General features: G+C 65.3%; 24 protein-coding genes and 1 tRNA gene. 11 read left to right on the forward strand and 14 right to left on the reverse strand.

What is annotated here, in order from left to right:
* Positions 1-23 precede the first annotated feature (23 nt).
* Genes F1C58_RS07105 through F1C58_RS07115 form a run of 3 tightly spaced genes read right to left on the reverse strand, consistent with a single transcriptional unit; the run spans position 24 to position 2698 of the window.
* Positions 24-977, reverse strand: coding sequence for an FKBP-type peptidyl-prolyl cis-trans isomerase (locus F1C58_RS07105; protein WP_185203716.1), 954 nt, complete (start codon positions 975-977; stop codon positions 24-26).
* Between the two features lie 39 nt (positions 978-1016).
* Positions 1017-2063, reverse strand: coding sequence for a tRNA (adenine-N1)-methyltransferase (locus F1C58_RS07110; RefSeq protein WP_185203717.1), 1047 nt, complete (start codon positions 2061-2063; stop codon positions 1017-1019).
* On the reverse strand, positions 2060-2698 hold the full coding sequence (locus F1C58_RS07115; protein ID WP_185204041.1) for an HAD family phosphatase: 639 nt from the start codon (positions 2696-2698) through the stop codon (positions 2060-2062). The genes F1C58_RS07110 and F1C58_RS07115 overlap by 4 nt, the downstream gene beginning before the upstream one ends.
* Positions 2699-2850: 152 nt before the next feature.
* Between F1C58_RS07115 and F1C58_RS07120 the strand changes: the two genes are divergently transcribed.
* The gene (locus F1C58_RS07120; protein ID WP_185204042.1) at positions 2851-3789 is read left to right on the forward strand and encodes a proteasome assembly chaperone family protein; all 939 of its coding nucleotides are present in this window, start codon (positions 2851-2853) and stop codon (positions 3787-3789) included.
* Positions 3790-3819: 30 nt separating this feature from the next.
* Here F1C58_RS07120 and mshC read toward each other — a convergent pair whose 3' ends face one another.
* The 5 genes from mshC to F1C58_RS07145 form a co-directional block, all read right to left on the reverse strand.
* Positions 3820-5079 carry a cysteine--1-D-myo-inosityl 2-amino-2-deoxy-alpha-D-glucopyranoside ligase gene (gene mshC, locus F1C58_RS07125; RefSeq protein WP_185204043.1) on the reverse strand — a complete coding sequence of 420 codons (1260 nt, stop codon included), beginning with the start codon at positions 5077-5079 and terminating at the stop codon, positions 3820-3822.
* A 45-nt stretch (positions 5080-5124) separates the two neighbouring features.
* The gene (locus F1C58_RS07130) at positions 5125-5337 is read right to left on the reverse strand and encodes a hypothetical protein (protein WP_185203718.1); all 213 of its coding nucleotides are present in this window, start codon (positions 5335-5337) and stop codon (positions 5125-5127) included.
* Positions 5338-5480: 143 nt separating this feature from the next.
* Positions 5481-6194 (reverse strand): GAF and ANTAR domain-containing protein, encoded by a 714-nt coding sequence (locus F1C58_RS07135; protein ID WP_185203719.1) that lies wholly within the window; start codon positions 6192-6194, stop codon positions 5481-5483.
* A 39-nt stretch (positions 6195-6233) separates the two neighbouring features.
* Positions 6234-7061: an undecaprenyl-diphosphate phosphatase gene (locus F1C58_RS07140; protein ID WP_370543707.1), complete on the reverse strand. Its 828-nt coding sequence runs from the start codon at positions 7059-7061 to the stop codon at positions 6234-6236.
* An 18-nt stretch (positions 7062-7079) separates the two neighbouring features.
* Entirely contained in the window at positions 7080-8393 is a 1314-nt protein-coding gene (locus tag F1C58_RS07145) for a M20/M25/M40 family metallo-hydrolase (protein ID WP_185203721.1), read from the reverse strand.
* Positions 8394-8496: 103 nt separating this feature from the next.
* On the opposite strand from F1C58_RS07145, the gene F1C58_RS07150 reads away from it, so the two are divergent.
* Positions 8497-8580 (forward strand) — tRNA-Leu (locus F1C58_RS07150).
* Positions 8581-8804: 224 nt separating this feature from the next.
* Here F1C58_RS07150 and F1C58_RS07155 read toward each other — a convergent pair.
* The 3 genes from F1C58_RS07155 to F1C58_RS07165 form a co-directional block, all read right to left on the reverse strand.
* Complete coding sequence (locus F1C58_RS07155; protein ID WP_185203722.1) at positions 8805-10610, reverse strand: hypothetical protein; 1806 nt, start codon at positions 10608-10610, stop codon at positions 8805-8807.
* 241 nt (positions 10611-10851) lie between these two features.
* Positions 10852-11996 (reverse strand): IS3 family transposase gene (locus tag F1C58_RS07160; RefSeq protein WP_185203723.1). Its coding sequence is split into 2 segments (ribosomal slippage): positions 10852-11717 and positions 11717-11996, totalling 1146 coding nucleotides; the frame shifts between segments, so codons are not numbered across the junction.
* Between the two features lie 679 nt (positions 11997-12675).
* Complete coding sequence (locus F1C58_RS07165) at positions 12676-13653, reverse strand: malate dehydrogenase (RefSeq protein WP_185203724.1); 978 nt, start codon at positions 13651-13653, stop codon at positions 12676-12678.
* Between the two features lie 302 nt (positions 13654-13955).
* Here F1C58_RS07165 and F1C58_RS07170 point away from each other — a divergent pair, with 302 nt between their 5' ends.
* Positions 13956-14507 carry an OsmC family protein gene (locus F1C58_RS07170; protein WP_185203725.1) on the forward strand — a complete coding sequence of 184 codons (552 nt, stop codon included), beginning with the start codon at positions 13956-13958 and terminating at the stop codon, positions 14505-14507.
* Between the two features lie 103 nt (positions 14508-14610).
* Here the strand turns inward: F1C58_RS07170 and F1C58_RS07175 are convergent, their stop codons facing one another.
* On the reverse strand, positions 14611-16002 hold the full coding sequence (locus tag F1C58_RS07175) for an NAD-dependent succinate-semialdehyde dehydrogenase (protein ID WP_185203726.1): 1392 nt from the start codon (positions 16000-16002) through the stop codon (positions 14611-14613).
* Positions 16003-16122: 120 nt separating this feature from the next.
* On the reverse strand, positions 16123-17121 hold the full coding sequence (locus F1C58_RS07180; protein ID WP_255461330.1) for a zinc-dependent alcohol dehydrogenase family protein: 999 nt from the start codon (positions 17119-17121) through the stop codon (positions 16123-16125).
* A 174-nt stretch (positions 17122-17295) separates the two neighbouring features.
* Here F1C58_RS07180 and F1C58_RS07185 point away from each other — a divergent pair, with 174 nt between their 5' ends.
* Genes F1C58_RS07185 through F1C58_RS07205 form a run of 5 tightly spaced genes read left to right on the forward strand, consistent with a single transcriptional unit; the run spans position 17296 to position 21870 of the window.
* The gene (locus tag F1C58_RS07185; RefSeq protein WP_185203727.1) at positions 17296-18573 is read left to right on the forward strand and encodes an NAD(P) transhydrogenase subunit alpha; all 1278 of its coding nucleotides are present in this window, start codon (positions 17296-17298) and stop codon (positions 18571-18573) included.
* On the forward strand, positions 18570-18893 hold the full coding sequence (locus tag F1C58_RS07190) for an NAD(P) transhydrogenase subunit alpha (RefSeq protein ID WP_185203728.1): 324 nt from the start codon (positions 18570-18572) through the stop codon (positions 18891-18893). The genes F1C58_RS07185 and F1C58_RS07190 overlap by 4 nt, the downstream gene beginning before the upstream one ends.
* Positions 18890-20311 carry an NAD(P)(+) transhydrogenase (Re/Si-specific) subunit beta gene (locus tag F1C58_RS07195; protein ID WP_185203729.1) on the forward strand — a complete coding sequence of 474 codons (1422 nt, stop codon included), beginning with the start codon at positions 18890-18892 and terminating at the stop codon, positions 20309-20311. The genes F1C58_RS07190 and F1C58_RS07195 overlap by 4 nt, the downstream gene beginning before the upstream one ends.
* Positions 20312-20360: 49 nt before the next feature.
* Positions 20361-21434, forward strand: coding sequence for a 2,3-butanediol dehydrogenase (locus F1C58_RS07200; protein ID WP_185203730.1), 1074 nt, complete (start codon positions 20361-20363; stop codon positions 21432-21434).
* Positions 21424-21870, forward strand: coding sequence for a pyridoxamine 5'-phosphate oxidase family protein (locus F1C58_RS07205; protein ID WP_185203731.1), 447 nt, complete (start codon positions 21424-21426; stop codon positions 21868-21870). Before F1C58_RS07200 ends, F1C58_RS07205 begins: the two co-directional genes overlap by 11 nt.
* Positions 21871-21969: 99 nt before the next feature.
* On the opposite strand, the gene F1C58_RS07210 is transcribed toward F1C58_RS07205, so the two are convergent.
* A complete protein-coding gene (locus tag F1C58_RS07210) occupies positions 21970-22623 on the reverse strand; it encodes a hypothetical protein (protein WP_185203732.1) in 654 nt (217 codons plus the stop codon).
* A 237-nt stretch (positions 22624-22860) separates the two neighbouring features.
* Between F1C58_RS07210 and F1C58_RS07215 the strand changes: the two genes are divergently transcribed.
* The 3 genes from F1C58_RS07215 to F1C58_RS07225 are packed head-to-tail and all read left to right on the forward strand — an operon-like array spanning position 22861 to position 24914.
* Complete coding sequence (locus tag F1C58_RS07215) at positions 22861-23571, forward strand: histidine phosphatase family protein (protein WP_185203733.1); 711 nt, start codon at positions 22861-22863, stop codon at positions 23569-23571.
* A gap of 9 nt (positions 23572-23580) precedes the next feature.
* A complete protein-coding gene (locus F1C58_RS07220; protein WP_185203734.1) occupies positions 23581-24144 on the forward strand; it encodes a DUF3090 domain-containing protein in 564 nt (187 codons plus the stop codon).
* A 2-nt stretch (positions 24145-24146) separates the two neighbouring features.
* Entirely contained in the window at positions 24147-24914 is a 768-nt protein-coding gene (locus tag F1C58_RS07225) for an SCO1664 family protein (protein ID WP_185203735.1), read from the forward strand.
* Positions 24915-24919 lie beyond the last annotated feature (5 nt).

Here is a 24919-nt window from a genome sequence, read left to right on the forward strand (position 1 = left end):
CGGCGCACCGGTCGGGAGGTAACTTACCCGGCGATGCCGAGGATGTCCACGACGTAGACGGATGCGTCGTCCGCGGGAGCTTTGCCGGAGCCGTCCGATACTGCCGCGGCCTTCGGTGGAAGCACGGCGAGCACCTGCGAACCGACACGCTTACCGATCAGGGCATTGCTCAGACCTGAGGAGACCGCTGCCGAACCGACCTGGATCACCGACGCCTGGTGCGCCGTCCAGGTGGAATCGAAAACCGTCTTGGTGGCCCAGCCGATGCCCGTGTACTGCACGACGATGAACTGGTCTTTCTTCACCTTCGCGCCAGAGCCCGCCTTCAGCACGTTCACCGTCGCGGACTTCGGTGCCGAGCGGTCGGGAACGCTGATGCCCGGGGTGCCGTCCGCGGTGAGCACCACCGCCGGCATCCCGTTGGTGGGGATCTGGTCGGAGCCGTTCGCCTTCGGCAGGAAAGCGCCCTTCACGTCGACGACGTAAATGAAGGAGTCGTCCTTGCCGATGCCGTTCGCGGCATCCGCGACGCCGTTGTGGCTGTCTTTTGGCGAGCCGATGATGGCGAGCCGGGATCCCACCTGAGCGCATTCCAGGCCCTCGCTGACCGCCGGGAAGGTGGACTTCCCCGCGGTGATCAGGCTGCCGCCGGTGCTGTTGTAGCTGGTCTTCTGCAGTTCCGTGCCATCCGCGGCGTTGACGATCGTCACATCGAGGATCACCGGTTGGCCGGCGACGATCGGGGCGCCCTTGCCGGCGATGAGCGTGGATGCCTGGGTGGTCTTCGTGTACAGCGGTGTGGGGAACCTCACCTTCGGAGCGGTGCCGAACTTGCCCGGTGCCGTGATGACGGAGGATGCCGCACCCGCGGTCACGACCGGATCGCACCCCGCGATGCTGGAGCCGGTGCCGCTTGCGCACGCCGTCAGCGAGCCGAGCAGGGCGATGGCAGCAATCAGCGCTGTGGTCTTACGCACGAATCCTCGTTTCGATCACGATCGTGGAACCTGACAATTCTAGAGTGACTCTGCGGGCGACTCGTCCGCGGGCGGGGTGCTCGCGGGCGGGGTGCTCGCGGTATCGGCCGCGGCAATCGCGTGACCGGCGGTGGTCTGGGCCGCTCGAGCAGTCTTGCGCAGGCGCTTATCGGTGACCGATCGCTCCCCCAGAGCCCCGGGGGTCCACGCTTCGACATCCTCATCGGTGTAGTCCGACTTGGAGAGCCGACGCTTGAGCTGCGGAAGCACGGTGTCGGGCGCGAGCCGGCGGGCGGTGAGCAGGAAGCCGGTGTGGGCCACCATGCGGTGGTCGGGGCGCACGGCGAGGCCTTCCACGTGCCATCCGCGCACCATCGTCTCGGACGAGTCGGGATCGGTGAAGAGTCCCGTTCCGCGCACGGCCTCGGCGACCCGGGAGAGCTGGGTGACGGTGGCGATGTAGCAGAGGAGCACGCCGCCGGGTGCGAGGGCGTCAGCGACGACCCCGAGGCACTCCCAGGGCGCGAGCATGTCGAGCACCACCCGGTCGACCGAGCCGTTCTCCACCGCGGTGGGCAACGATTCGACGAGGTCGCCGACCGTCACCGTCCAGTTCTGCGGCTCCGCCCCGAGGAAGGAGACCACGTTGCCGCGGGCGACGTCCGCGAACTCCTCGCGGCGCTCGAATGAGGTGAGGGAGCCGGTCGGTCCGATGCCGCGAAGCAGCCAGAGGCTCAAGGCGCCAGATCCGACGCCGGCCTCGACGACCTTCGCGCCGGGAAAGATGTCGCCGAGGCTCAGGATCTGCGCGGCATCCTTCGGGTAGATGATCGCGGCGCCGCGCGGCATCGACATGACGAAGTCGTTGAGCAAGGGCCGGAGGGCGAGGTACTCGTCGCCGTTGGTCGCGGTGACGACCGAGGCATCCGCCAGGCCGATCAGGGCATCGTGGTCGACCATGCCGCGGTGGGTGTGGAAGACCTTGCCGGCCTCGAGGGTGATGGTGTTGAGGCGGCCCTTCGGCCCGGTGAGCTGTACTCGGTCTCCCGCGCGGAAGGGACCGCTCTGGCGGCGAACGGCGGTCATGCGGCATCCGTTCTTGTCGAGTGGAGAAGTTCCGAGAGGTCGGTGACGCCCCGGCCGGTCAGGGTGGGCCAGATCGTGTAGCCGCGGCCGTGCTCGAGCGGGGAATGCAACGGCACGCCGATCGCCACGGCCCCGGCGGCGACCGCGGAGGCCAATCCGGTGGTCGAGTCCTCGATGGCGATGCACCTGACCGTATCGACTCCGAGAAGCTCGGCACCGCGCAGGTACGGCTCGGGATGCGGCTTGCTGTGGGTGACCGAATCCCCGGACACGATGTGGTCGAAGGCCGTGAACGGCAGGAACGACGAGACGTGCTCGGCCATGCGCCGGATGGACATCGTCACGAGCGCGGTAGGGATCCGGGCTTCCCGGAGCTCGGCGAGAAGCTCGAGTGCCCCCGGCCGCCAAGGAACCTCCGACTCGATCTGCTCCATCACCCGGTCGGTGAGGCGATCGACGATCTGGTCTTCGGTGAGCTCGACGCCGCGGTGTTGCAACACGGCCGCAGTGTGCCAGAGGCCGGAGCCGACGAGCGTGAGACCGTCTTCCTTGGTCCAGGTGCCGCCGAAAGATGCGACGAGCTCCGCCTCGGCGGCGAGCCAGTATGGCTCGGTGTCTACGAGGGTGCCATCCATGTCCCAGAGGACGGCGGCGGGGAGGAGATCGGTCACGGGACTCAAGTTTAGAGGGAAGGGGGTTCTATCCTTGACGGAGGGAAGTCACGTAGGCCACAGCCGGCCGTCCGCCGAAACATGACTCCAGAAGGTAGCGAGTGCCAAACGTGGGAATGTTGAGTGGGCGACTGCTGGTCGTCGCCTTCGAGGGCTGGAACGATGCGGGGGAAGCCGCGAGCGGCGCGGTCTCGATGCTCAAGGACCTTCTCGACCTGTATCCGATCGCCGAGATCGACGCAGAACGCTACTTCGACTACCAGTTCAATCGCCCGACGGTCGCTCAGGATGACGACGGCAATCGCCTTCTCGTCTGGCCCTCCGTGGTCACCTACGGTCCAACGGGGGTTCTCGCGCAGCGCTCGCCGCAGTCGCAGGAGACCTGCGGGGCGATCGGCGAGAACGCGTCGAACATCTACCTGCTCCTCGGCACCGAGCCCTCGCGCAACTGGAAGAGCTTCACCGCGGAGATCATGGCGACCATCGCGGAGAACCAGATCACCGGTGTCGTCTTTCTCGGAGCGATGCTCGCCGACGTGCCGCACACCCGACCGATCTCGGTCTTCGTGAGCAGTGAGAACGCGCAACTGCGCACAGAGCTCGCCGTGGAGAAGAGTTCGTACGAGGGCCCGGTGGGTATTCTCTCGGTGCTCGGTGAGGCCGCCGAGAAGGTGGGAATCCCCACGGTGTCGATCTGGGCATCCGTGCCGCACTACGTGCACAATGCGCCCTCGCCCAAAGCGACTCTCGCGATCATCGACAAGCTCGAGGAGATGATCGACGTGGTGATTCCCCGTGGTGAGCTAGTGGACGAATCCGCGGCCTGGGAGAGCGGGATCGACGTGCTCGCGAGCGAGGACGACGAGATGGCGACCTACATCGCTCAGCTCGAACAGGCAAGGGACACAGTCGACTCCCCCGAAGCCAGCGGAGAGGCGATCGCGCAGGAGTTCGAGAAGTACCTGCGGCGGCGCGACGGCAAGGCGGATGGGCGCGGTCCCGGCGGTGCGGCGGGACCTCCGCTTCCGCCAGAAGACCGCGGTCCGCGCGAGTAGGTCCCACGCCGTGTGGCGGGAGTTCTGTCGTCAGCGGGTAGCCGCGGCTGGGGCCAGGCGGATGCCGAGCAGCGCGTCGATCGCGCTGACCGCCGTCGTCGAGGCCGCAGCCCCTCCGCAGATGCGGGCATCGATCGCCGCGATCGCCCCGGCGGTATCGAGATCGTCGGCGAGTCGCGCGCGAAGCTCCGCGAGGAACTCGTCATCGGGGCCCTCGGTCGGTGACGCGGCCCAGGCTGTCCACGACGCGAGCCGGTCGTCGGCGATGCGCAGATGGGCATCCGTCCACTCCCAGTCGCTGCGATAGCGCTCGGAGAGGAGCGCGAGCCGGATCGACCGCGGGTCGGCGCCTCCGGCGACGAGACGGGAGACGAGCACGAGGTTGCCGAGGGACTTGCTCATCTTCTCGCCCTGGTAGCCGACCATCCCGGCGTGGGCGTAGATGCCGGCGAGCGGATGTCCGGTGAGCGCGGCGGCATGACCCGCGCTGAATTCGTGATGGGGGAAGACGAGGTCCCGGCCTCCCCCGTTGACGGTGAGGGGGGTGGGAAGGTGCTCGAGCGCGATCACCGAACACTCGATGTGCCAGCCGGGGCGCCCGCGCCCGAGGGACGAGTCCCAGGCCGGTTCGCCAGACCGTTCCGACCGCCAGAGCAGCGGATCGAGCGGGTCGCGTTTACCGGGACGCAGCGGATCTCCCCCGCGCTCCGCACTGAGCTCGAGCATCGTCGGCCGGTCGAGTGTGCTCTCCTGACCGAGGTGCCAGGCCGGCGCGGCGAAACTGCTGTCGAAGTAGAGGTCGTCGGCGGCATCTGGGCTCGGCACGCTGTAGGCGGAGCCGTTCTGCACGAGGATCTTCACGGCATCCGCCACATCCGCGATCACCTCGGTGACCGCGACGTACTCGTCGGGCGGGATGATGCCGAGCTTTTCCATGTCGCCGCGGAACAGGTCGATCTGCGAGGCCGCGAGGTCGCGCCAGTCCACGCCGTCTCGTGCCGCCCGCTCGAGCAGAGGATCATCGATGTCCGTGCTGTTCTGTACGTAGCGCACCTCGAAACCGGCATCCATCCACACCCGGATGAGCGTGTCGAAGGCGAGGTAGGTGGCGGCGTGGCCCAGGTGGGTGGCATCGTACGGCGTGATTCCGCAGACATAGATGCTCGCGAGTGTGGGCGACGAGGGGTGCGGACGCGCCTCGACGAGCGCCTGCGACGCCGCGTCGAAGATGCGGGGCACGAGCCCCGCTCCGGGCAGGGCGGGCACGGTCGGGCGGGTCCAGGATTGCACCATTCCAGCCTAAGCGAGCCGGTCAACGGCATTTACCGGGGACGTCTAGCTGAACCCTCCGGACGTCGTCCACTCCTCGTAGTCCAGCAGGTCTTCCGCGGTGAATGCTCGAGCGCGCGACGTGGGGATCGCACCGCCGCGCGACCCCGTGTTTCCGCCGGAGTCCCCTGACGCGTGCGCGATCACCGGCTCGGCCGCGGTGACGTCAGCGACGGCCGCCGGAGTGGATCCGGCGCTCTCCTCGAAATGCCCAAGCACGCTCTACCTCCGATGGCGAGCCGAGCCTGCGCGATTGCGCAGCAAGACCCACCGATATCAGGTCACCAGGCTGGGGTCTGGGGTCCGGAGCGACGATTGCCACGGTAGACCGGTCTCTTGCAGATTGCTAGGCCTGCCCAGGATCAGAGTGAGAGCGTCTTGCCGACCACGCCGGCGGCGACGTCACGCAGGCTGAGATTGTTGTCGCGAGCGTACTGGCGAAGGGTCGCGAAAGCCGTGTCCATGTCGACGCCGTGCAACTGCGCGATCACCCCTTTTGCCTGCTCGATCACGACGCGGCTGTTCAAGGCAGACTGCAGCTGGCGCTGAGTGAGCTCGCTTTCGCGGGCGGCTCGTTCTTGCAGGATTCCGATCGTCGCGACATCCGCCAGCCCCTGGGCTACGGAGGCATCATGGGCGGTCAGCGAGCCGGAGCGGTCCAGGAAGAGGTTGAGAGTTCCGAGCATTTCTCCACGAAGGCGAAGGGGCACCGCGTGCACGGCACGAAAGCCTTGGGCGACCGCCTCGTGGTAGAACTCCGGCCAGGCGCCCTTCACCGACTCGATGTCCGGGAGTGCGTAGACGAGTCCGGTGGAAAAGCATTCGACGCACGGCCCGTTTCCGGCGCTGAGTTGCATCAGCTCGACGAGACGGCTTTTCTCGCTGGTTGAAGCGACGAGCGAGAGTTGCCCGGTGGCATCCGCAAGCATGATGCCGGCCGCTGAGGCCGAGAACAGGGTGGCGCAGGCATCCACGAGGGTATGAAGCAGGTCGACGACGTCGTAGCCGGCGACTAGCGTGTCGGCCAGAGTGACGAAAGTGTCGACGAGTCGGCCTTCTCGGGTGTCGGCCATCATGCGATCACTGTACTCCGCCGGAGTGGCCCAGGATCCGAATCACACCGGCTTCAGAACGCCGGTGGAGAGAAGCACCACTAGCGTGCCGCCGAGCAGTAGGCGGTAGATCACGAAGGGTAGGAACGAGCGCTTCGAGATGTAGCTCATGAAGAACGCGATCACGACCAGACCGACCACGAAGGCGACAACGGTCGCAGCGGCAGTCTCCCCCGCCGTGAACACCTCGGAGCCCGGCGACTTGATCGTCTTGTAGAGCTCGAACAGGCCGCTTCCGAAGACGGCGGGGATGGCGAGAAGGAACGAATACCGGGCGGCAGCCGCACGCTCGTACCCGAGGAACAGGCCGGCGGTGATCGTGCCGCCCGAGCGGGAGACTCCGGGGATGAGCGCGAGCGACTGAGCTCCCCCGTAGATCACCGCGTGCGGCACCGTGAGATTCCGCAACCGTCGCTTCTTGGCCCCGACATAGTCCGCGATGCCCAGCAGGATGCCGAACACGATCAGGGTGACGGCGATGATCCACAGTGAGCGGAGAGTGGTCTCGATGGTCTTCTGGAAGATCAGGCCGAGCACCACGATCGGCACCGACCCGAGGATGATGAACCAGCCCATCTTGGCGTCCGGGTCATTGCGTGGGATGCGACCGAACAGTGCGAGGAACCAGCGAGAGATGATGCGCCAGAGATCCGCCGCGAAATAGACGACGACCGCGAGCTCTGTACCGAGTTGGATGATCGCGGTGAAGGCCGCTCCCGGGTCGGTTCCCGTGCCGAGAAGCAGGCCGACCAGCCGCAGGTGGGCGTTCGAGGAGATCGGCAGGAACTCGGTGAGGCCCTGGACGATGCCGAGGATGATGGCGTTGAGCATGCCCACGGGCGGGTCCAATCAGTAGTCGAGCAGCAGGTCCCCGAGGACGCGCCTGCCAAACACTAACGCGTCGAGCGGCACACGCTCGTCAACGCCGTGGAACATGGCCGGAAAGTCGAGCTCGGGCGGGAGCTTGAGCGGCGCGAAGCCGTAGCCTTTGATGCCGAGCAGAGAGAGGGCCTTGTTGTCTGTGCCACCGGAGAGCATGTACGGCAGCACGGGAGCGCCGGGATCGTGGGTGCCGAGAGCCGATGTCATCGCTTCGACGAGCGGGCCGGAGAAGGCGGTCTCGAGGCCGATGTCACGGTGCAGCACCACGATCTCGATGTCGGGGCCGACCAGCTCGGCGAGCTCGGCGAGCACGTCGTCCTCCTCGCCCGGAAGTGTGCGGATGTCGATGAGCGCCTCGGCGGTGTCCGGGATCACGTTGTGCTTGTAGCCGGCAGTGAGGGCGGTGGGGTTGGTCGTGGTGCGAAGCGAGGCCTGGATGAATCGGCTCGTCGTGCCGGTGGCCAGGGCGATCTCATCCGGCCCCACCTTCTGCGGGTCGACCTCGAGGATGCGGGCGAGCTCGGCGAGCAGCTCGGTGGTCGTCTCGGTGAGCCGCACCGGCCAGTCGCGGCGACCGACAGCGGCGACGGCCTCGGCGAGCTTCGTGACGGCGTTGTCGCGCATCACATGAGATCCGTGCGCGGCGGTGCCGCGCGCGATGAGTTTGACCCAGACCAGGGCCTTCTCCCCGGTCTGCAACAGGTAGGCGCGGGTGCCGTTGAGGGTCACTGAGTAGCCGCCGACCTCGCTGATCGCCTCGGTGGCCCCCGCGAAGAGTTCCGGATGGTTCTTCACCAGGTAGCCAGAACCGAGCACTCCCCCGGCCTCCTCGTCGGCGAAGAAGGCGATCACGAGGTCGCGGGAGGGCTGCTTGCCGGCGCCGAGGATGTCCTGGAGGGCGGTGAGCATCATCGCGTCCATGTTCTTCATGTCGACGGCGCCGCGGCCCCAGAGCATGCCGTCTTTGATGACGCCACCGAACGGATCAACCGACCAGTTGTCTGGCTGGGCGGGCACGACATCCGTGTGGCCGTGAACCACCAGGGCCGGTTTCGAGCTGTCTGATCCTTCGACGCGAGCGACCACGCTCACCCGCCCGGGCTCGGACTCGAACATCTCGGGGCTGAGTCCGAGACCCGACAGGTAGGCGGAAACGTACTCCGCGGCATCCGTTTCGCCGTTGGATCTGCCGCCGCCGTAGTTGGTCGTATCGAAGCGGATCAGGTCGCGGGCGATGCGGGCGGTTGCGTCGAGCTGGTCGTCGGAAGTCTCAGTCAGCATGCCTCAACGGTATCGTCTCGCGACCCCACGCCGGTGTTCGAACCGTGCCCCGCGCACATGCTAGTGTCGTACCTCGGTGCTTCTGAAAAGAGGAATCGAAAGCGCGCGGATGGCGGAAATGGTAGACGCGCCAGCTTGAGGTGCTGGTGCCCGTTAGGGCGTGGGGGTTCAAGTCCCCCTTCGCGCACAGTGGGGAAGTTCGGGCAATTGCCCGGTACTTGTTCGGAAAATGGGTCGCGACAACTGGTCAACGGTTGTCCGGCCCATTTTTCATGCCCGGATGAGGTCTTTTGGTTGATCAGGCGCCTCGACTGATGGCCCATTAACGAAGAAACGGCATGCCTGAAGGATTTCAGGCATGCCGGATTGTTAGGGTCTTGCAGGTGTAGGGAATCGGTTGGTTAGCGGGTGCTAGCCGGGTGGGCCTGAAGCATCGTTGGCTTCGGTGGCCGGTGTCGTCGATTGCCAGTAGCTTTCCGGCAGGCGGTTGATTTTCGGGCTGAGGGTTTTGAGTTTGAGTTGCCCTTTGTAGAAGCTCACGATTTTGCGCATGTTCTCGACGACGGTCGCGAGGGCGATGACGAGGTAGCTGAAGGTGTTTCCGCGGATGGCGCGCTTTTCGGCGTCGGCGATGTCCTCGTACTGGCTTCGCTTCAGGTTCCGGTTGACGGATTCGACCCCGTTGCGCATGCCGTTCGCGGCGCGCCATTCGTCGCTGCCCCAGGGGTAATACTGCTCGTGCTTGAGGCCTCCGGCGTTGGGTTTGTCACCCTCTTTGCCTTCGGGGCGCTTCATCGACACGGTGCTGCCTTGATGGGTGCCGGGTTTCGCGTTCCACTTGGCGTAGTCGGGAGATTCGGTGGGAATCAGGTATCTGCGGGTCCAGTCAGAGTCCATGTGTCCCTTGGGCTTGAGTTGGGACTTCGCTCGCTGGGCACTCTGCTGACGGTAACGGTCCTCCGCCAGATCACGTTGCTTTCTGGCGATGTCGAGAGCTTTCTTCTTTTCGGCGGCCGTGGAGGTGATGTCCTTTTTTACGCGCTTCTTGATCGCGTCGTAGGTGTTGCGTTCGGCGAGGATGACTTTGTCAGCGTCGCGGAGAACCTTCGGCAGGGTGTCGAGGTACCAGGCGCCGGAGATCTGGACGAAGCCGCGAGGGTCGAATGCTTGTTCGCCGAGATCGTTTTCTCGGTAGTTGAAGACATGTTTGAACCCGCGCAGGCGGAGTGGGACGGCGTATTCGTTGTAGAGCCCGTTGGAGTAGGCGCGGTCGACGATGAAGAGGTTGGCTTTGTGGCCCCGCTGAAGCAGCGAGTCGGCGATTCGGACGCCTTCGCCGATGATCGCTCCGGGGATGTGGAAGGAGATGCCGACGGTGAGGAGAGGGAACCGTTCTTTCCCTTCCCGGTAGTTCGCGGTCATGCGGGCAATTTCGATCTCAATCCCCCAGTTCCGCTTCCCCTCGGGGGTTCCCTTGTATTTGTTGCTCGGGTCGGCTTTGTTGAATATCGCGGCGTCAAGGTGGGTGACAGCGCCATGGCTGCCCTCTCGTTGGTACCAGCCGCCATCGGGGTTCGCTGTTCGACGATCGCCTTTGAGGTTCTTCGCTGAACGGTTCCCTGTCTTTCCATACAGGCCGACGAATGTCGCGTCTAGGCAGACGTTGCCGTCTGAGCGGTCTCGGAGTTCCTGAGGCAGACACAGTCGGGAGCCCTCGATAAGGGAGGCCCCGAGTGTGAACATTCGCTCGCGTCGCATCGCGCAGTCGGCTGCGTCGCGGGCGTTGACCATCTCGACGAACTCGGCTTCGGTCAGAACCTTGTCTCGCCGTCCGGGAAACTCGTCGACCAACGCGATCAGACGTTTGATGGCTTCCCAGATCCGGTCGTAAATGCGATCGTCGTGCCCGTCGTGGGTCAGACCGAGAAGGGTGCGTTGCGTCGTGCTGAGATGCCGGAAGGTCGCTCCCATCTCGGTGATCAGGGTTACGCGTCTGAGCCTGAGCTGGAGAAATATCAGGGTCAGAGCGGCGGCTGGGCTGAGGATTGCGTGCCGTCCGGCTCTCGACTTCATGTCTTCCGCGCGCCACTGGACGAGAAGCTTCCGAGCTCCTGACTTCTTCAGAACCTTGTCTACTTCAACAACGCAGACGCTGATGGGGTCTTGGTCCTCGGCGTTGAGGTAGTCCTGCATTCCCTGCCCGAAGGTCTCCAACATCCAACGTTCGGCTTCGGCATACTTGCTGAGGTCTGTGGGGCGGCTCACAGGGTGCCTCGCAGCTGTGCGTCGCGCTGGTCGGCGGTCGGTCGTGGCACGAACTGGGCAAGTCGCGAGATTGATTCCAGGGACTGCAGACCGGCGGCTTCCATCAGGGTGAGGACGTCAACCCGGTTGACCATCTGGGTCACCAGCCAGGTGGGACTGCCCCGAGTTCAGTTGACTCGGTGGGTTAGTGGTTTCACGCGGCGTTGAGTGCCATGTTTATTGTCTCAAACTCGATCGGGGTGAGTTTGCCGAGGCGGCGTTGCCGACGCTTGCGATGGTAGGTTCGCTCGATCCAGACCACGATCGCGAGGCGTAGCTCTTCCCTCGTGGCCCATCGTTGCCGGTCGAGGACGTTCTTTTGCAGGAGCGCGAAGAAGGACTCCATCGCGGCGTTGTCGCCGCACGCGCCGACGCGGCCCATCGACCCGGTGATGGCGTTGTTCTTCAACACCCGCACGAAGGCGTTGGAGCGGAATTGAGAGCCGCGGTCGGAGTGCAGAATCGTGCCGGCGATGTCGCGTTGCCCGATCGCGTTGCGGGCCGCAGCGACCGCCAGGGATGCTTTCATTCGGGAGTCGATCGAGTAGCCGACGATCTTGTTCGACCACACGTCCTTGATCGCGCAGAGGTAGATTTTGCCCTCATCGGTGCGATGCTCGGTGATGTCCGTCAACCACAGCTGGTTCGGGCGTGTCGCGGTGAAGTTCCGCTGGACATGGTCGTCGTGGACGGGCGGGCCGGCTTTGCCCCTCAGGCCGCGTTTCTTCGCGAACACGGACCAGAGCCGCTGCTGGGAGCAGAGCCGCCAAACCCGGTTCTCGCCCGCCTTCAGGCCAGCCTGGTTGAGTTCGTCGCTGATGAACCGGTAGCCGAACGCGGGGTCGTCCCGGTGGGCGTCCCACGCCGCGTTGGTCAGGTGAGCGTCGTCCCAATCACGTTGCGAGACGGGGTTTCGGAGCCACTGATAGAAGGCTTGTTTGGAGAAGCGCAATACCCGGCAGGTCACCGTGACGGGGACTCCGTCGACGGCCAGTTCGCGGACCAGCGGGTACATCATTTTGGGTTGACATCCCGGGAGAGGTAGGCGACGGCGCGGCGCATTACCTCGGCTTCCTGCTCCAGCAGCCGGATCCGTTTCCGCGCCTCCCGCAGCTCAGCAGATTCTTTCTCGGTTACGCCAGGCTTGACGCCGTCTTCGACATCGGCTTTCTTCAGCCAGTACGCCAGACACGACTCCGAAATTCCGAAGTCCTTCGCGATCTGGCCCAACGGGGCTTCGTGCTTGCGAGCGACCGCGACAACGTCACGGCGGAACTCGGGCGGGTAGGGCTTGGGCATGCTGACATCCTTCCAGCGAAGACGAATCTCCACAGGTCAAGAGTCAACCAAACCGGGGGCAGTCCCAACTGAAGTCCATGAACACCCCGGCCGAGCCCATCGACGAGGCGGTGATCCTCCCCGAACTGACTGCCGCCTAAACTGAAATAACTGACCCGCACGGTGTTCGAGAAACTCCACCACTCCACGGGACGTGACCTTCGGGGACAGCATTCCGCATTGAGTCCGACTGATTGTGCGGATCGCGTCGGACTCCTGCACTCCCCCGGAATTGCTGGGAAGTATGGTGCTTCGTGGAATTTCGGGAGTTATCCCGTGGAATGGCTTTCGGAGCTATCAAAAGTGGCCAATGATGGCGGGGCAAAATCAATTGTCCGAATCACCCACAACAGGATGAATGAAGGCATGCTCGAGAGAGATGTCCGGTCGTCACCGGAGGTAAAGAAGAGCCCGGCCCCTGGTCGGGCTCTTCTTTTGTTCGGCTCGGTGGATGCTGCACACGTTGTCGAGCTATTCTCTGGCGAATCCGGGCTGTGAGCCGACGCAAAGCGCTTCGAGGCATCCGTTAGCCAGCCATTTTTGACGGCTCCCGACACAGTCGTGGGCGGCCCGGCGCGGTGAGCTGGCGTAGAACGCTTGGTCAGGGACTGTCGCCGGCGGTTTGTGACGGGTGGTGCGGTCAGGGCTTGCCAGGCAGCAGCCCGAGCGCTGCCACCGCAGAACGCTCCTCGAGCAACTCCGCCACTGAGGCATCGATTCGCGACCGGGAGAACGAATCGATCGTGAGGTCGGGAACAATCTGCCAGTCCTCGCCCGACGAGGTGACGGGGAAGGAGCTGACCAGCCCTGCCGGCACGTCGTACGAGCCGTCGGAGACTATGCCGGCCGAGGTCCACTCGCCCGCCGCCGTGCCGTGGATCCAGTCGCGCATGTGGTCGATCGCGGCATTTGCTGCGGATGCGGCGGACGAGGAACCGCGAGCCTCGATGATCGCCGCTCCGCGCTGGGCGACAGTGGGGATGAAATCGTTCTCGACCCATCCCTGTTCCACCGTGACGGGATCACCGGAGCGAAGCGCGTGGCTGAGATCCGGATACTGCGTGGCCGAATGATTGCCCCAGATCGTCAGGCGGGAGAGCGAGGAAACGGGCGCATCGAGGTGACGCGCGAGCTGTGACAGGGCCCGATTGTGGTCGAGGCGGGTCATCGCGGTGAATCTCGAGGACGGCACATCCGGGGCGTGCGCGGCCGCGATCAACGCATTGGTGTTGGCCGGGTTGCCGACGACCAGAACGCGGATGTCGTCTGCCGCGGCATCGTTGATCGCCCGACCCTGCGGCCCGAAAATACCGCCGTTGGCCGCCAGGAGATCACCGCGTTCCATTCCCGCCGTGCGCGGGCGGGAGCCGACCAGCAGCGCGACGCTGCTTCCCTCGAAGGCGTGAGTCGCATCATCCGAAATATCGATCGAGGTGAGCTGCGGGAAGGCGCAATCGTCCAGCTCCATCGCGATCCCCTCCGCGGCTCGCATCGCCTGCGGTACTTCGAGCAGTCGCAGCTCGACCGGTTCCCCCGGGCCGAGCATCGCGCCGGACGCGATGCGAAAGAGGAGGGCGTACCCGATCTGTCCGGCAGCGCCGGTCACTGTGATTTTCACAGTTCGACAGTACGCCGCGCGACACCAAAGAAATGTGCCCAGTCGAAGGATCCGCCGCACTCCCCCAGGGAAAGCGACCCACCCGGGTGGGCCAGAGGATAGTTGCACCGTGCCAAAGTTGGAGAACACGGGCACAACACGGGCATTCGAGATCTCGGTCGATACCGTGACGTTGTCCACGGCGTGAGGTGGGCCGGGGACTGACGCCAGTTCTGCCGGTGCGATCGCGGGTTGTTACGCCGCGAGACTCCGTGTGACGTCACGCTCGACGGATGCCGCGCGGCCGACCCTACGGTATGGCCATGACACTTCTCGACTCAGCCACAGCACCCACCTCCAGCGCGGCGGACCGCGCCGAACGACTCGCCGCCGCCGGGGCCTCCTGGGGCTCGCGGATCGCCACCGACCCTGCTCAGGCTCACCTCACCTACCGCGTGAAGGGCCGGGGTGAAGGTTCGGTCGCCACCGCCATCACCGCGGGCAAGCACCGCTTCTTCGTGGACGAACCTGCCGCCCTCGCCGGGGACGACGTCGCCGCCAGTCCGGTGGAGGCCGCGCTCGGCGCCCTCATCTCCTGCCAGGTCGTGGTCTACCGCCTCTATGCGCAGGCGCTCGGCATCCGGGTCGACGACATCTCGGTCGTTGCCGAAGGCGACCTCGATGCCAGCAAGCTGTTCGGTATCAACGAGGGCGTGCGCGCCGGTTTCAGCCACATCCGTCTCGACATCACCCTCACCGGTCCGGAGTCCGACGAGCGGTACCAGGAACTGCGCGAGGTCGTCGACAAGCACTGCCCCGTGCTCGACCTCTTCGCCAACCCCACCCCGGTGAGCGTCGCGGTGACCAAGGGCTGAGTAGCGAGAGGCCCCCGCACAGTCGTGTGCGGACACCGAATGACGGCCCGCCGGCGACATCGCCGGCGGGCCGTCATTCGATCAGAAGGCAGGGTGGCTCAGATCAGAACGCAGCGTCGATGTCGACGATGTCGATGACCTTCTTGTTGATGAATTCCTGGATGCCGAGGTTCGTCAACTCGTGGCCGTAACCGGAGTGCTTCACCCCGCCGAAAGGGATATCGGCCTTGACCATTGTCGGGTGGTTCACGTAGACCATCCCGGTCTCGATCTTGCGGGCCACCTTCTCCCCGTTGACCGTGTCCCTGGTGAATACGGATCCGCCGAGGCCGAACGGCGAGTCGTTTGCGACGGCGATCGCCTCGGCCTCGTCCTGCACGCGGATGATGATAGAGACCGGGCCGAAGAACTCCTCGTAGTAGGAGGGGTTCGCGCTGGTCATCCCGGTGAGGATCGTCGGCTGGTAGAACGCGCCAGTCGCGGGCACCTTCTCGCCGAGAGTCTCCGCCCTGGCGCCTCCGGTTATGGCCTTCTCCACCTGCACTGCCAGCTTGTCGGCGGCTCCCTGAGACGAAAGCGGGGCGAGAGTCGTTGCCGGATCCATCGGATCCCCCATCTTCAGCGCGGTGACCCCGGCGCGGTACTTCTCCAGGAACTCGTCGAAGACCTCGTCGACCACGATCAAGCGCTTCGCGGACACGCAGACCTGCCCGGCATTCCAGTGGCGCCCGAAGACGGCCCACTGCACCGTCTTGTCGATATCGGCGTCGCCGAGCACCACGAAGGCATCCGAGCCACCGAGCTCGAGGGTGCTCTTCTTCACGGCTTTGGCAGCATAGGCGGCGATGATCGCGCCCGCCTCTTCGCTGCCCGTGAGGGCCACCCCACGCACGCGGGGGTCGTCGATGACGTGCTCGGTGAGGTTGTGCGGCAGATAGAGGTTCTTGAACGCCCCGGCAGGCAGCCCCGCGCGCTCGAAGAGATCGTCGAACATCGCGGCAGCCTGTGGCACGTTGCTGGCGTGCTTGAGCAGGATCGTGTTGCCGGCGAGCAACTGCGGGCCGGCCACGCGCACGACCTGGTAGTACGGGAAATTCCAGGGCTCGACGCTGAGAAGCACACCGAGCGGCTGGCTCACGATCTCGACCTCACCCTCCGCGGCAAAAGCCACCGGCACAGTGATTGTCTCGAGTAGCGACTCGCCATGTTCGGCGTAGTACTGCAGGATGTCCGCCGACAGGTCGACCTCTGCCTCCGCCTCTCCGATCACTTTGCCCATCTCGAGGGTGACCAGCTCCGCATAGCGACGTCTCTCGGCACGTAACAGCTCGGCCGCCTTGGCGAGAACGGCGGTCCTGGTCGAGAAGGGGGTCTCCCTCCAGGCGAGGAATGCACTGTGTGCGGCAGCAATCGCTGCGTCGACCTCGGCGATCGTCGCATCGGGGAAGGTCGCGACCGTTTCATTGGTGTACGGATTGATCGTCTGGTACGTCATGTCGAAAGACCATTTTCTGCGGCGGCGCCGCGTCGTCTTCGAGCCTCACATCGCTGCCGCCCGCGCCTAGGGATTTTGGACCCCTAGTACCTCGCTTGGGCGCAGATCATCGGCATGCTGTCAGGTGAACGAGATCACCAGCGAGCCTGATGCTCGACCGGCCCGGAGGTCGTCCACTGCGACATCGACCTGGTCGAACGGATAGACGGTGACTTCTGGCGCGAGCGCGAGATGGTGGGCGATCCGCAGGAAGGCCTCCCCATCCGCCCGGGTGTTTGCCGTCACGGTCCGCAGGTCGCGCTCGTAGAAAAGGTCCCTCTCATAGTTCATTGCGGGAATGTCAGAGAGGTGGATGCCGGCGATGACGACGGTGCCGCCGCGCTTGGTGGCTGCGAGGGCCTGGGGAACGATCTCTCCGACGGGCGCGAAGAGGATCGAGGCATCCAACGGCTCGTCGGGGATCGCATCCTCCGCTCCGACGAAGTCGACGCCGAGCGATCGGGCGAGTTCCTGGTTTTTCGCACCCCGGGTGATCGCAGAGATGCGCGCGCCCGCGGCCTTCGCGATCTGCGCCGTGAGGTGGGCGCTCGATCCGAATCCGTAGAGACCCAGATTGCCGCCCGGTGGCAGTTGCGCGCGTTGAAGGGCCCGGTAGCCGATGATCCCGGCACAGAGCAGAGGTGCGGTGGTGATGGGGTCGGTACCCGCGGGGAGCAGGTATGCGAAGGCTGCGGGAATCGTGAGGTACTCCGCGAAGCCGCCGTCGAAGTCCCAGCCGGTGTAAGCGGAGTAAGGGCAGAGGTTCTCCCGACCGGATCTGCACCACTCGCAGGCACCGCAAGCGCTGCGAAGCCACGCCCCACCGACAAGATCGCCGGGGGTGAGGGTGTGTACACCCGAACCGACCGCGGTCACCTGTCCCACCACCTGGTGTCCAGGGATGACCCGCTCGCGGTGCACCGGCAGCTCGCCATCGATCACATGCAGGTCCGTGCGGCAGACGCCACACGCGAACACCTTCACGAGCACCTCCGCTACTTCGGGATCCGGCCTTCCCACCCGCCCCAATTCGATCGAGTGGTCTCCCCGATTGGAACGCCACGCTTTCATGTCGGTCATCGACTCTCCTTTTCGACCCATTAGAGGGTGAGATTGTGCCCGATGCTCGGGACCTAGGTCCCTCGACGTGGGTGGTGCCCGGCTGTTGGACTGTAAGCCGTTCTCCGCTGAGACAACGGGCTGTGCATCGCTCGGGTCGCCGGTGAAGCGCATCGCCACCCAACAAGGGATCCCATGGAAACATCGATCACCGCCACCCCACCCACCGCTCCCGGTGGCACGGCGGAACCCACTTCGAACACCGCGGTCCACTCGGGCAGCGACACCCCGGCCCTGACCATCGGGGTGCTGAAGGAATCCTCTGCGGGTGAGCGCAGAGTCGCCCTCGATCCCTCCGCCGTGAAACGACTCACCGCCGACGGTCGAGTCGTCTGGGTAGAGTCGGGTGCCGGGGCGAGTGCAAGATTTTCGGATTCTGCCTACACCGATGCCGGCGCGAGCGTGGTTTCGCGTCAGCAGATCATTGCGAAGTGCACGGTCATCCCCGTCCTCCGATTTCCCGACGACGCACTCGCCGCGGCGTTGCGATCCGGGCAGACGCTGGTCGGACTCATCGATCCGCTCAATCACCTCCCCGGCATCGCGGACCTCGCGCACCGGGGCGTCACCGCTGTCGCCCTCGAACTGCTTCCGCGTACTCTCAGCCGTGCCCAGTCGATGGATGCACTCAGTTCGCAGTCGAGTGCGGCCGGTTACCGCGCCGGGATCGTCGCGGCGGCGGCCTACGGTCGCTACCTGCCGATGATGATCACGGCATCCGGCACCGCGACCCCGGCGAAGGCCATGGTCATCGGTACCGGGGTCGCCGGACTGCAGGCCATCGCGACGCTGAAACGCCTCGGAGCGGTGGTGACCGGCTACGACGTGCGGGCGGCGTCGCGCGGTGAGGTCGAATCGCTCGGCGCCAAGTTCCTCACCTCGTCCGTCGCCCAGGGTGCCGGAAAGGGCGGCTATGCCCGTGCGATGACCGATGCGGAGCAGACTGCGCAGCAGGCAGAGCTCGCCAAGGCGCTCCTCGACTTCGACATCATCATCACGACGGCGAAGGTGCCTGGGCGCACTCCCCCGGAGTTGGTCTCAGAAGCCACCACGAAGAACCTGCGTTCCGGCACGGTGTGCGTCGACCTCGGAGCGAGCGACAAGGGCGGAAATGTCGCCGGTTCGATCGACGGCAAGACGACGGTCACGGCCGGAGGCGTCACGATCATCGGAGCGGGCGAACTCGCCTCCGACCTGCCGGCCTCCGCCTCCCAGATGTACGGGCGAAACGTCATCGCCGTCATCGCCTCCCTCGCGCCGGCGAACCTTGTCGTGATCGACACGACGGACGAGGTGCACAGGAACATCGTCGTGAGTCATGACGGCACAGTCACCAATGCGGCTGTCCGCACGGCTCTGAAGCTCGACGCCCTCCCGGCCGACCCTGAACCATCGAAAGCGAAGGCATCATGATCGACACCCTGTTCGGCAACCTTGCCATCTTCATCCTGAGCCTCCTGGTGGGGGTAGAGGTGATCAGCAAGATCCCGTCCACCCTGCACACCCCGATGATGTCGGCCGCCAACGCCATCCACGGCGTGGTCATCGCGGGCGCGATCGTGATCGCGTCCGTGGCGAACAGCCCGGCCGCCTACGTGCTGACGTTCATCGCCGCGGTGCTCGCGGCCGCGAACGTGTTCGGCGGCTATGTCGTGACCGATCGGATGCTGCAGATGTTCACCCGCCCGCATCCCGCCCCCGCTCCCGCCACCGACGCGAAGGTCGCATCATGAGCATGTTCGAATTCCTCGTCGGAATCTTCTACCTCGGCGCGGCGACACTCTTCGTCGTCGGGCTGCACAAGATGCGCGCTCCCTCCACGGCCCGGCAGGGCAACCTGATCTCGGCCGGGGGCATGGCCATCGCCGTGCTGACCACCATCGTGTTCGCCCTCGTCGACTTCGGCGGCAACTGGATCGGCTGGGGTGCGCTCGTGGTCGGTGCCGCGGTCGGCGCCAGCTACGGGGTCATCCGGGCGCGAACGGTGAAGATGACCGCCATCCCGCAACTGGTGAGCGTCTTCAACGCCGTCGGCGGAGGGGCCGCAGCGGCCGTGGCATTCGCGGACTTCGTCGCCAACCTCAGCCGGGCATCCCTCGACCTCACGATCTCGATTCCGGTCGTGCTCGATGTGCTCATCGGCTCGATCACCTTCTCCGGCTCGCTCATCGCGGCGGGCAAGCTCCAGGGCATCATCTCCGGCAAGCCGCTCACCTTCCCGGGTGCACGAGTGCTCAACGTGATAGTCGCCCTGATCGCGGTCGGCTCGGGAGTGCTGCTGCTCATCGTGCCGCCGAACCTTCTCATCCTGCTGGTGATCATGATCGCCTCCCTCGTCTTCGGCGTGCTGATGGTGCTCCCGATCGGCGGAGCGGATGCCCCGGTCATCGTCTCCCTCCTGAACGCGTTCACCGGGCTGGCCGTCGCCATGGCCGGTTTCGCCATCGACAACCAGGCGCTCATCATCGCCGGTGCCCTCGTCGGCGCAGCCGGCACCATCCTCACCCTGCAGATGGCGAAGGCGATGAACCGATCGGTCGGGGCGATCATCCTCGGTGGATTCGGCACTGGCGACACGGCGACCGCCGGCGGATCCGAAGCGGTCGATCTCACGAACGTGCGAGAGCTCACCGCCGATGATGTGGCCATCCAGCTCGCCTACGCCCAACACGTGATCATCGCGCCCGGGTATGGGCTCGCTGCCGCGCAGGCGCAGCATGAGGTCGCAGAGCTCGCCAAGTTGCTCACCGATCACGGGATCGACGTCAAGTACGCGATCCACCCCGTCGCCGGGCGCATGCCGGGTCACATGAACGTTCTGCTCGCCGAGGCGAATGTGCCCTATGAGCAGATGCTGCAGCTCGACGAGGCAAACGCCGCCTTCGATAACTGCGACGTCGCTCTCGTCGTGGGTGCCAACGACGTCTGCAACCCCGACGCGAGAAAGCCGGGCAACGCCGTGTCCGGCATGCCGATCCTCGATGTCGACCACGCGAAGTCGGTGGTGGTACTCAAGCGATCGATGCGTCCGGGCTATGCGGGCATCACCAATCCGCTGTTCACCGATCCGAAGACCGGCATGTTCTTCGCCGACGCGAAGAAAGGCCTCGCCGACATCACGACGGCGGTCAAGGAGTACGTCACCGCCTGATCTCCCCTTCCGTTCACGACGACACCACCCCAAGAGAGAGCTGATTTTCATGAAAGCCGCACGTTTCCACGGACAGACAGACATCCGCATCGACGACATTCCGGAACCAGAGCTGAGAGCGGGAGCGGTCGCCATCGACGTCGCCTGGTGCGGCATCTGCGGCACCGACCTTCACGAGTACCTCGAGGGGCCCCTCTTCATTCCGGCCTCCGGTCACCCCCATCCGCTGACGCACGAGCAGGAGCCCGTGACGATGGGCCACGAGTTCTCCGGAACGATCTCCGCCCTCGGAGACGGGGTCACGGACCTCAGCGTGGGCGAGAACGTCGTCGTCGAACCGTATTTCGTCTGCGGTGAGTGTGCTCCGTGCAGAGCGGGCAACTACAACCTCTGCACGAAGATGGGCTTCATCGGTCTCGCCGGAGGCGGAGGCGGACTCAGCGAGAAGGTCGTCGTGGATCGCCGGTGGGTGCATCCGATCGGCGACATCCCCCTCGACCAGGCCGCCCTGATCGAGCCGCTGTCGGTGGGGCATCATGCCTTCATGCGCAGCGGCGCGAAGGCCGGCGACGTCGCCTTCGTCGGGGGTGCCGGACCGATCGGGCTCCTCCTTGCCGCCGTGCTGAAGGCCGAGGGGATTACGGTGATCATGTCCGAGCCCAGTGCCGCGCGCAAGGCGAAGGCCGTGTCAACCGGTGTCGCGCATCACGTGATCGACCCGACGACGGAGGATGTGGTCGCCCGGGTGATGGAGCTGACCGACGGCGTCGGAGCGGATGTCGCGTTCGAGTGCACCAGCGTCAACGCGGTGCTCGACCAGCTCTTCGACCTGGTGAAGCCCGCCGGGGTGATCGTCAACGTCTCCATCTGGAGCAAACCGGCCACCATCGACATGCAGAAGCTCGTGCTCAAGGAGATCGACCTGCGCGGCACCATCGCCTACGTGAACGATCACCCCGCGACCATCGCCCTCGTGCAGGCGGGCAAGGTGGATCTCGCGCCGTTCATCACCGGCCGCATCACTCTCGACCGGCTCATCGACGAAGGATTCGACACCCTCATCAACCACAAGGAGACCGCGGTAAAGATCATCGTCAGCCCCGAGGTATCCGATGTCCCATGACACGACGGAAGACGGCTGGTCACCACAGGGCACGGTCGAGGAACTGTCCGATGCGGCGAGTTGGGATCTGCTGCGGGGCCGCAACTTCGGGCACCTGGGACTGAGCGAGGGCGACCGTCCGGACATCTATCCGGTCAACTACCTCTGCGACGGGGAGACGATCCTCTTCCGCACCGCCGAGGGGTCGAAACTCCGCGAACTCACGCACAATCGGCACGTCGTCTTCGAGGTGGATGCCGAGACAGATGGCGGTGTCTGGAGTGTCGTGCTGAAGGGCCACGCGGTCCATCTGGATCTCGATCCCACCCTGACCGACCAGGAACTCGATTCTCTGCCGCCGTGGGTGCCGATTCAGACCTTCGTCTACGTTCGGATCACCCCTGATTCACTGCGCGGGCGACTGTTCGAGCATCGCCTGCCGATCGGACGGTTCTAGACCAGCGAGGTGGTGAGAGCCCAGGCACGCCCTGCTCGGGGATCCTGTGCGACTGGACGGATTCGAGCCTGTCGTTCGGGTCCCGCCTCACTCTCCACATCATCGAGCGAAGAAGAGAACTTCGCTCAGAGCGGTGTCGCTGTAGCGGATTGTTCCCGTCGGGGGCCGCACAACCTCAATGGTCATCGCTACTGTGGATGTGGGTCCCGTTGTTATCCGCAGTTTCTGGTAGGCATCGAAGTCGGATTCTGGTTTGTCCTTGAGAGTCGATTCAACAGCCGGGCCGCGAGTGTGAACCGACCACACGCGAGCCCTCGCGTTCTCAGTAAAGGTCTTCGCTGATTTCGCATAACCGTTCACCACACAGATCATCTGCAGGTCGGCCTCTGTGGCGAAAGTAAAAGTAATTGTGGTTCCCTCACCATACTTCTGTTGGCCGTCCTCCACCCAGGCGGTGCTGGGATCCCGGTCGATCGCGAGCGCAGGAAGGTGTACCTCGCCGTTGTTTGGTTCGGTGAGGTAGTTGTCGGCGGCGGCCGAGATCGACCGGACAAGGTGCAGCGAAGCGGGGTCATCGCAGGAGGGAGCGGAAGTCGTCGTCGCGCCCTGCCGGGTGACCAAGATCACAACCACGGGGGCGACTACCGCGACGAAAAAGACGGAGACCACCCCAGACGCTCGCTTTATCAGCTTGCGCTTTTTCTTTGCCGCAGCGTCTGCAGTGCTCACACGTGCCTCGGGTTCGATGCTCATTGGCGACTGCGACGGTAAGTCACCATAGGTGAGCTCATTATGCCGCAGCTGAAGTTCTATCGAAACGGAAGATCAGCGCGCGATTCTTCATTCCGACTGTCTATCTCCGCAGCCCAGCGATCGACCCGGAAGAGGATGCGACTCCCCACCGGTGGAACCCACAACGACTCCCGCCTCGAGGCGGTATCGGGCGTCGCGGGGTCAGCCCGACCCGGGACGATGTCTAGGCTTGAGCCCATGGCCACAGTCATCCTCGTGCGGCACGGTCGCACCACCGCGAATGTCGCCGGCGTGCTCGCGGGCCGAGCCGCCGGGGTGCGGCTTGACGAACTCGGGATTGAACAGGCGGCGCGGGTCGGTACGCGGATCGCGGCAGTTCCCCTCGTCGGAGTCGTCTCGAGCCCCCTCGAGCGCTGCCGACAGACAGCGCAGGCGATCCTCGCCCACCAGGCCGACCTCGCGGGGATCGTGCTGGACAAGGGGATCACCGAGTGCGACTACGGCGAATGGCAGGGGAAAGCCCTCAAAGACCTCGCCTCTGAGCCGCTCTGGTCCGTGGTGCAGTCCCATCCTTCCGCCGCGATATTCCCCGGCGGCGAGTCGATGGCGACGATGCAGGCCCGGTCCGTCGCCGCGATTCGGCATCACGACGCGGCGTTCGAATCGCAGCACGGGCCTGGCGCCGTCTGGGTGGCGGTGAGTCACGGCGACATCATCAAATCGATCCTGGCGGACGCCCTCGGGATGCACCTCGACCTGTTCCAGCGGATCAGCGTCGGCCCGGCATCCGTTTCGATCGTGCGGTACGGGACGCGCCGACCGGAGGTCATCGGCACGAACACCGATTCCGGCGACCTCTCCTGGCTGCGTGCCGCCGCCCCGGTCGGGGACGCACCGGTCGGTGGCGGCGCAGGCAATGCTGAGGAAGCACCCGCATCCCCCTCGTAGGATGGGGGCATGCCAACCATCGTTCACGGTTTCGACTGGCCCGATCGGGTCGTCGTGGGCACCGTCGGTGAACCCGGTGCGCGCACCTTCTACCTTCAGGCCCGCGCCGGACGGCGTGTGGTCAGCGTCGGCATCGAGAAGGAGCAGTCCGCACTCCTCGCCGAGAAGATCGAAGAGATCCTCGACGAGCTGATGAACGCCGAGGGCAACCCGGTGAGCGTGCCCGCTGAGACCCCGATCGAGCTCGTCGACAATGATCCGCTCGAACAGCCCGTGGATGCCGAATTCCGCACCGGGGTGATGAGCCTGGGTTGGGACCCTTCGACGGCCCAGATCGTGATCGAGGCCTACCCTCTCGTCGTGACCGAGGACGACGATTCGAGCCCCTTCGACCCGGACCCCGTAGAGGTCGAGCCCGCCGAGATGCTGATGGTGCGGATCCCGGTCGGCACCGCCAGGGCCTTTGCGAAGCGCACCCTCGAGGTGGTCGGCGCCGGTCGCCCGATCTGTCCCGTCTGCGGCTCACCGATCGACCCGGAAGGGCACGTCCACACGCTTCCCGGCGACCTCTGACGATGCCCGCTGCCGACCTCCAGAATGGTGAGCTCGAACTCACGGGTCGCATCAGGACGGCATCGAACGCGACCTTCCTCGCGCAGCTGGACGGCATCCCCGTGGTCTACAAGCCCATCGGTGGTGAGCGCCCGCTGTGGGACTTCCCTGACGGGGATCTCGCGAGCCGAGAGGTGGCGGCCTACCTGGTCTCCGAGTCCTTCGGTTGGAATGTCGTGCCGCGCACCTGGCTGCGTGACGGTCCGCTCGGCACCGGGATGGTGCAGCTCTGGCAGGACGTCGATCCCAGGCAGGAGGCCGTGGACCTGATGGCCACTGAATCCGTGCCCGACCACGGCTGGCGTCGGGTCTTCGACGGCACGGATCACGCGGATCGCCCGGTGACGCTCGTGCACGAGGACTCCCCGGCGCTGCGTCGGATGGCCGTCTTCGACATCGTCGTGAACAACGCCGATCGAAAGGGCGCTCACGTGCTCGCGATGGCGGACGGACATCGCCACGGAGTGGATCACGGGCTCACTTTCCATGAGCAGCACAAGCTGCGGACGGTGCTGTGGGGATGGCTCGGCGAAGAGCTTGTTCCCGAGGAGCTCGCCGGCATCGATCGCGTGCGATCGGCTCTCGCCGGGGATCTCGGGGCGGCCCTTGCCCCGTTGATCACCGCGGAGGAACTGGCTGCCTTCGCCGAAAGGTGCACCCGGCTTCTCGCGAAGGGGCGCTTTCCGGCGCCGCACGGCGAGATGCCAGCGATGCCCTGGCCGCTTTTCTAGCCGGC

Origin of the sequence: Glaciihabitans sp. INWT7 (assembly GCF_014217685.1) — a bacterium.
GTDB lineage: Bacteria > Actinomycetota > Actinomycetes > Actinomycetales > Microbacteriaceae > Lacisediminihabitans.

Coding starts and splice junctions, on each gene's coding strand:
- F1C58_RS07110 (WP_185203717.1), bottom strand. CDS start 2,063: ATGACCGCCGTTCGCCGCCAGAGCGGTCCCTTCCGCGCGGGAGACCGA.
- F1C58_RS07115 (WP_185204041.1), bottom strand. CDS start 2,698: ATGGATGGCACCCTCGTAGACACCGAGCCATACTGGCTCGCCGCCGAG.
- F1C58_RS07120 (WP_185204042.1), top strand. CDS start 2,851: ATGTTGAGTGGGCGACTGCTGGTCGTCGCCTTCGAGGGCTGGAACGAT.
- F1C58_RS07135 (WP_185203719.1), bottom strand. CDS start 6,194: ATGATGGCCGACACCCGAGAAGGCCGACTCGTCGACACTTTCGTCACT.
- F1C58_RS07140 (WP_370543707.1), bottom strand. CDS start 7,061: ATGCTCAACGCCATCATCCTCGGCATCGTCCAGGGCCTCACCGAGTTC.
- F1C58_RS07145 (WP_185203721.1), bottom strand. CDS start 8,393: ATGCTGACTGAGACTTCCGACGACCAGCTCGACGCAACCGCCCGCATC.
- F1C58_RS07155 (WP_185203722.1), bottom strand. CDS start 10,610: ATGTTGGAGACCTTCGGGCAGGGAATGCAGGACTACCTCAACGCCGAG.
- F1C58_RS07170 (WP_185203725.1), top strand. CDS start 13,956: ATGACACTTCTCGACTCAGCCACAGCACCCACCTCCAGCGCGGCGGAC.
- F1C58_RS07175 (WP_185203726.1), bottom strand. CDS start 16,002: ATGACGTACCAGACGATCAATCCGTACACCAATGAAACGGTCGCGACC.
- F1C58_RS07180 (WP_255461330.1), bottom strand. CDS start 17,121: ATGACCGACATGAAAGCGTGGCGTTCCAATCGGGGAGACCACTCGATC.
- F1C58_RS07185 (WP_185203727.1), top strand. CDS start 17,296: ATGGAAACATCGATCACCGCCACCCCACCCACCGCTCCCGGTGGCACG.
- F1C58_RS07190 (WP_185203728.1), top strand. CDS start 18,570: ATGATCGACACCCTGTTCGGCAACCTTGCCATCTTCATCCTGAGCCTC.
- F1C58_RS07195 (WP_185203729.1), top strand. CDS start 18,890: ATGAGCATGTTCGAATTCCTCGTCGGAATCTTCTACCTCGGCGCGGCG.
- F1C58_RS07200 (WP_185203730.1), top strand. CDS start 20,361: ATGAAAGCCGCACGTTTCCACGGACAGACAGACATCCGCATCGACGAC.
- F1C58_RS07205 (WP_185203731.1), top strand. CDS start 21,424: ATGTCCCATGACACGACGGAAGACGGCTGGTCACCACAGGGCACGGTC.
- F1C58_RS07210 (WP_185203732.1), bottom strand. CDS start 22,623: ATGAGCATCGAACCCGAGGCACGTGTGAGCACTGCAGACGCTGCGGCA.
- F1C58_RS07215 (WP_185203733.1), top strand. CDS start 22,861: ATGGCCACAGTCATCCTCGTGCGGCACGGTCGCACCACCGCGAATGTC.
- F1C58_RS07220 (WP_185203734.1), top strand. CDS start 23,581: ATGCCAACCATCGTTCACGGTTTCGACTGGCCCGATCGGGTCGTCGTG.
- F1C58_RS07225 (WP_185203735.1), top strand. CDS start 24,147: ATGCCCGCTGCCGACCTCCAGAATGGTGAGCTCGAACTCACGGGTCGC.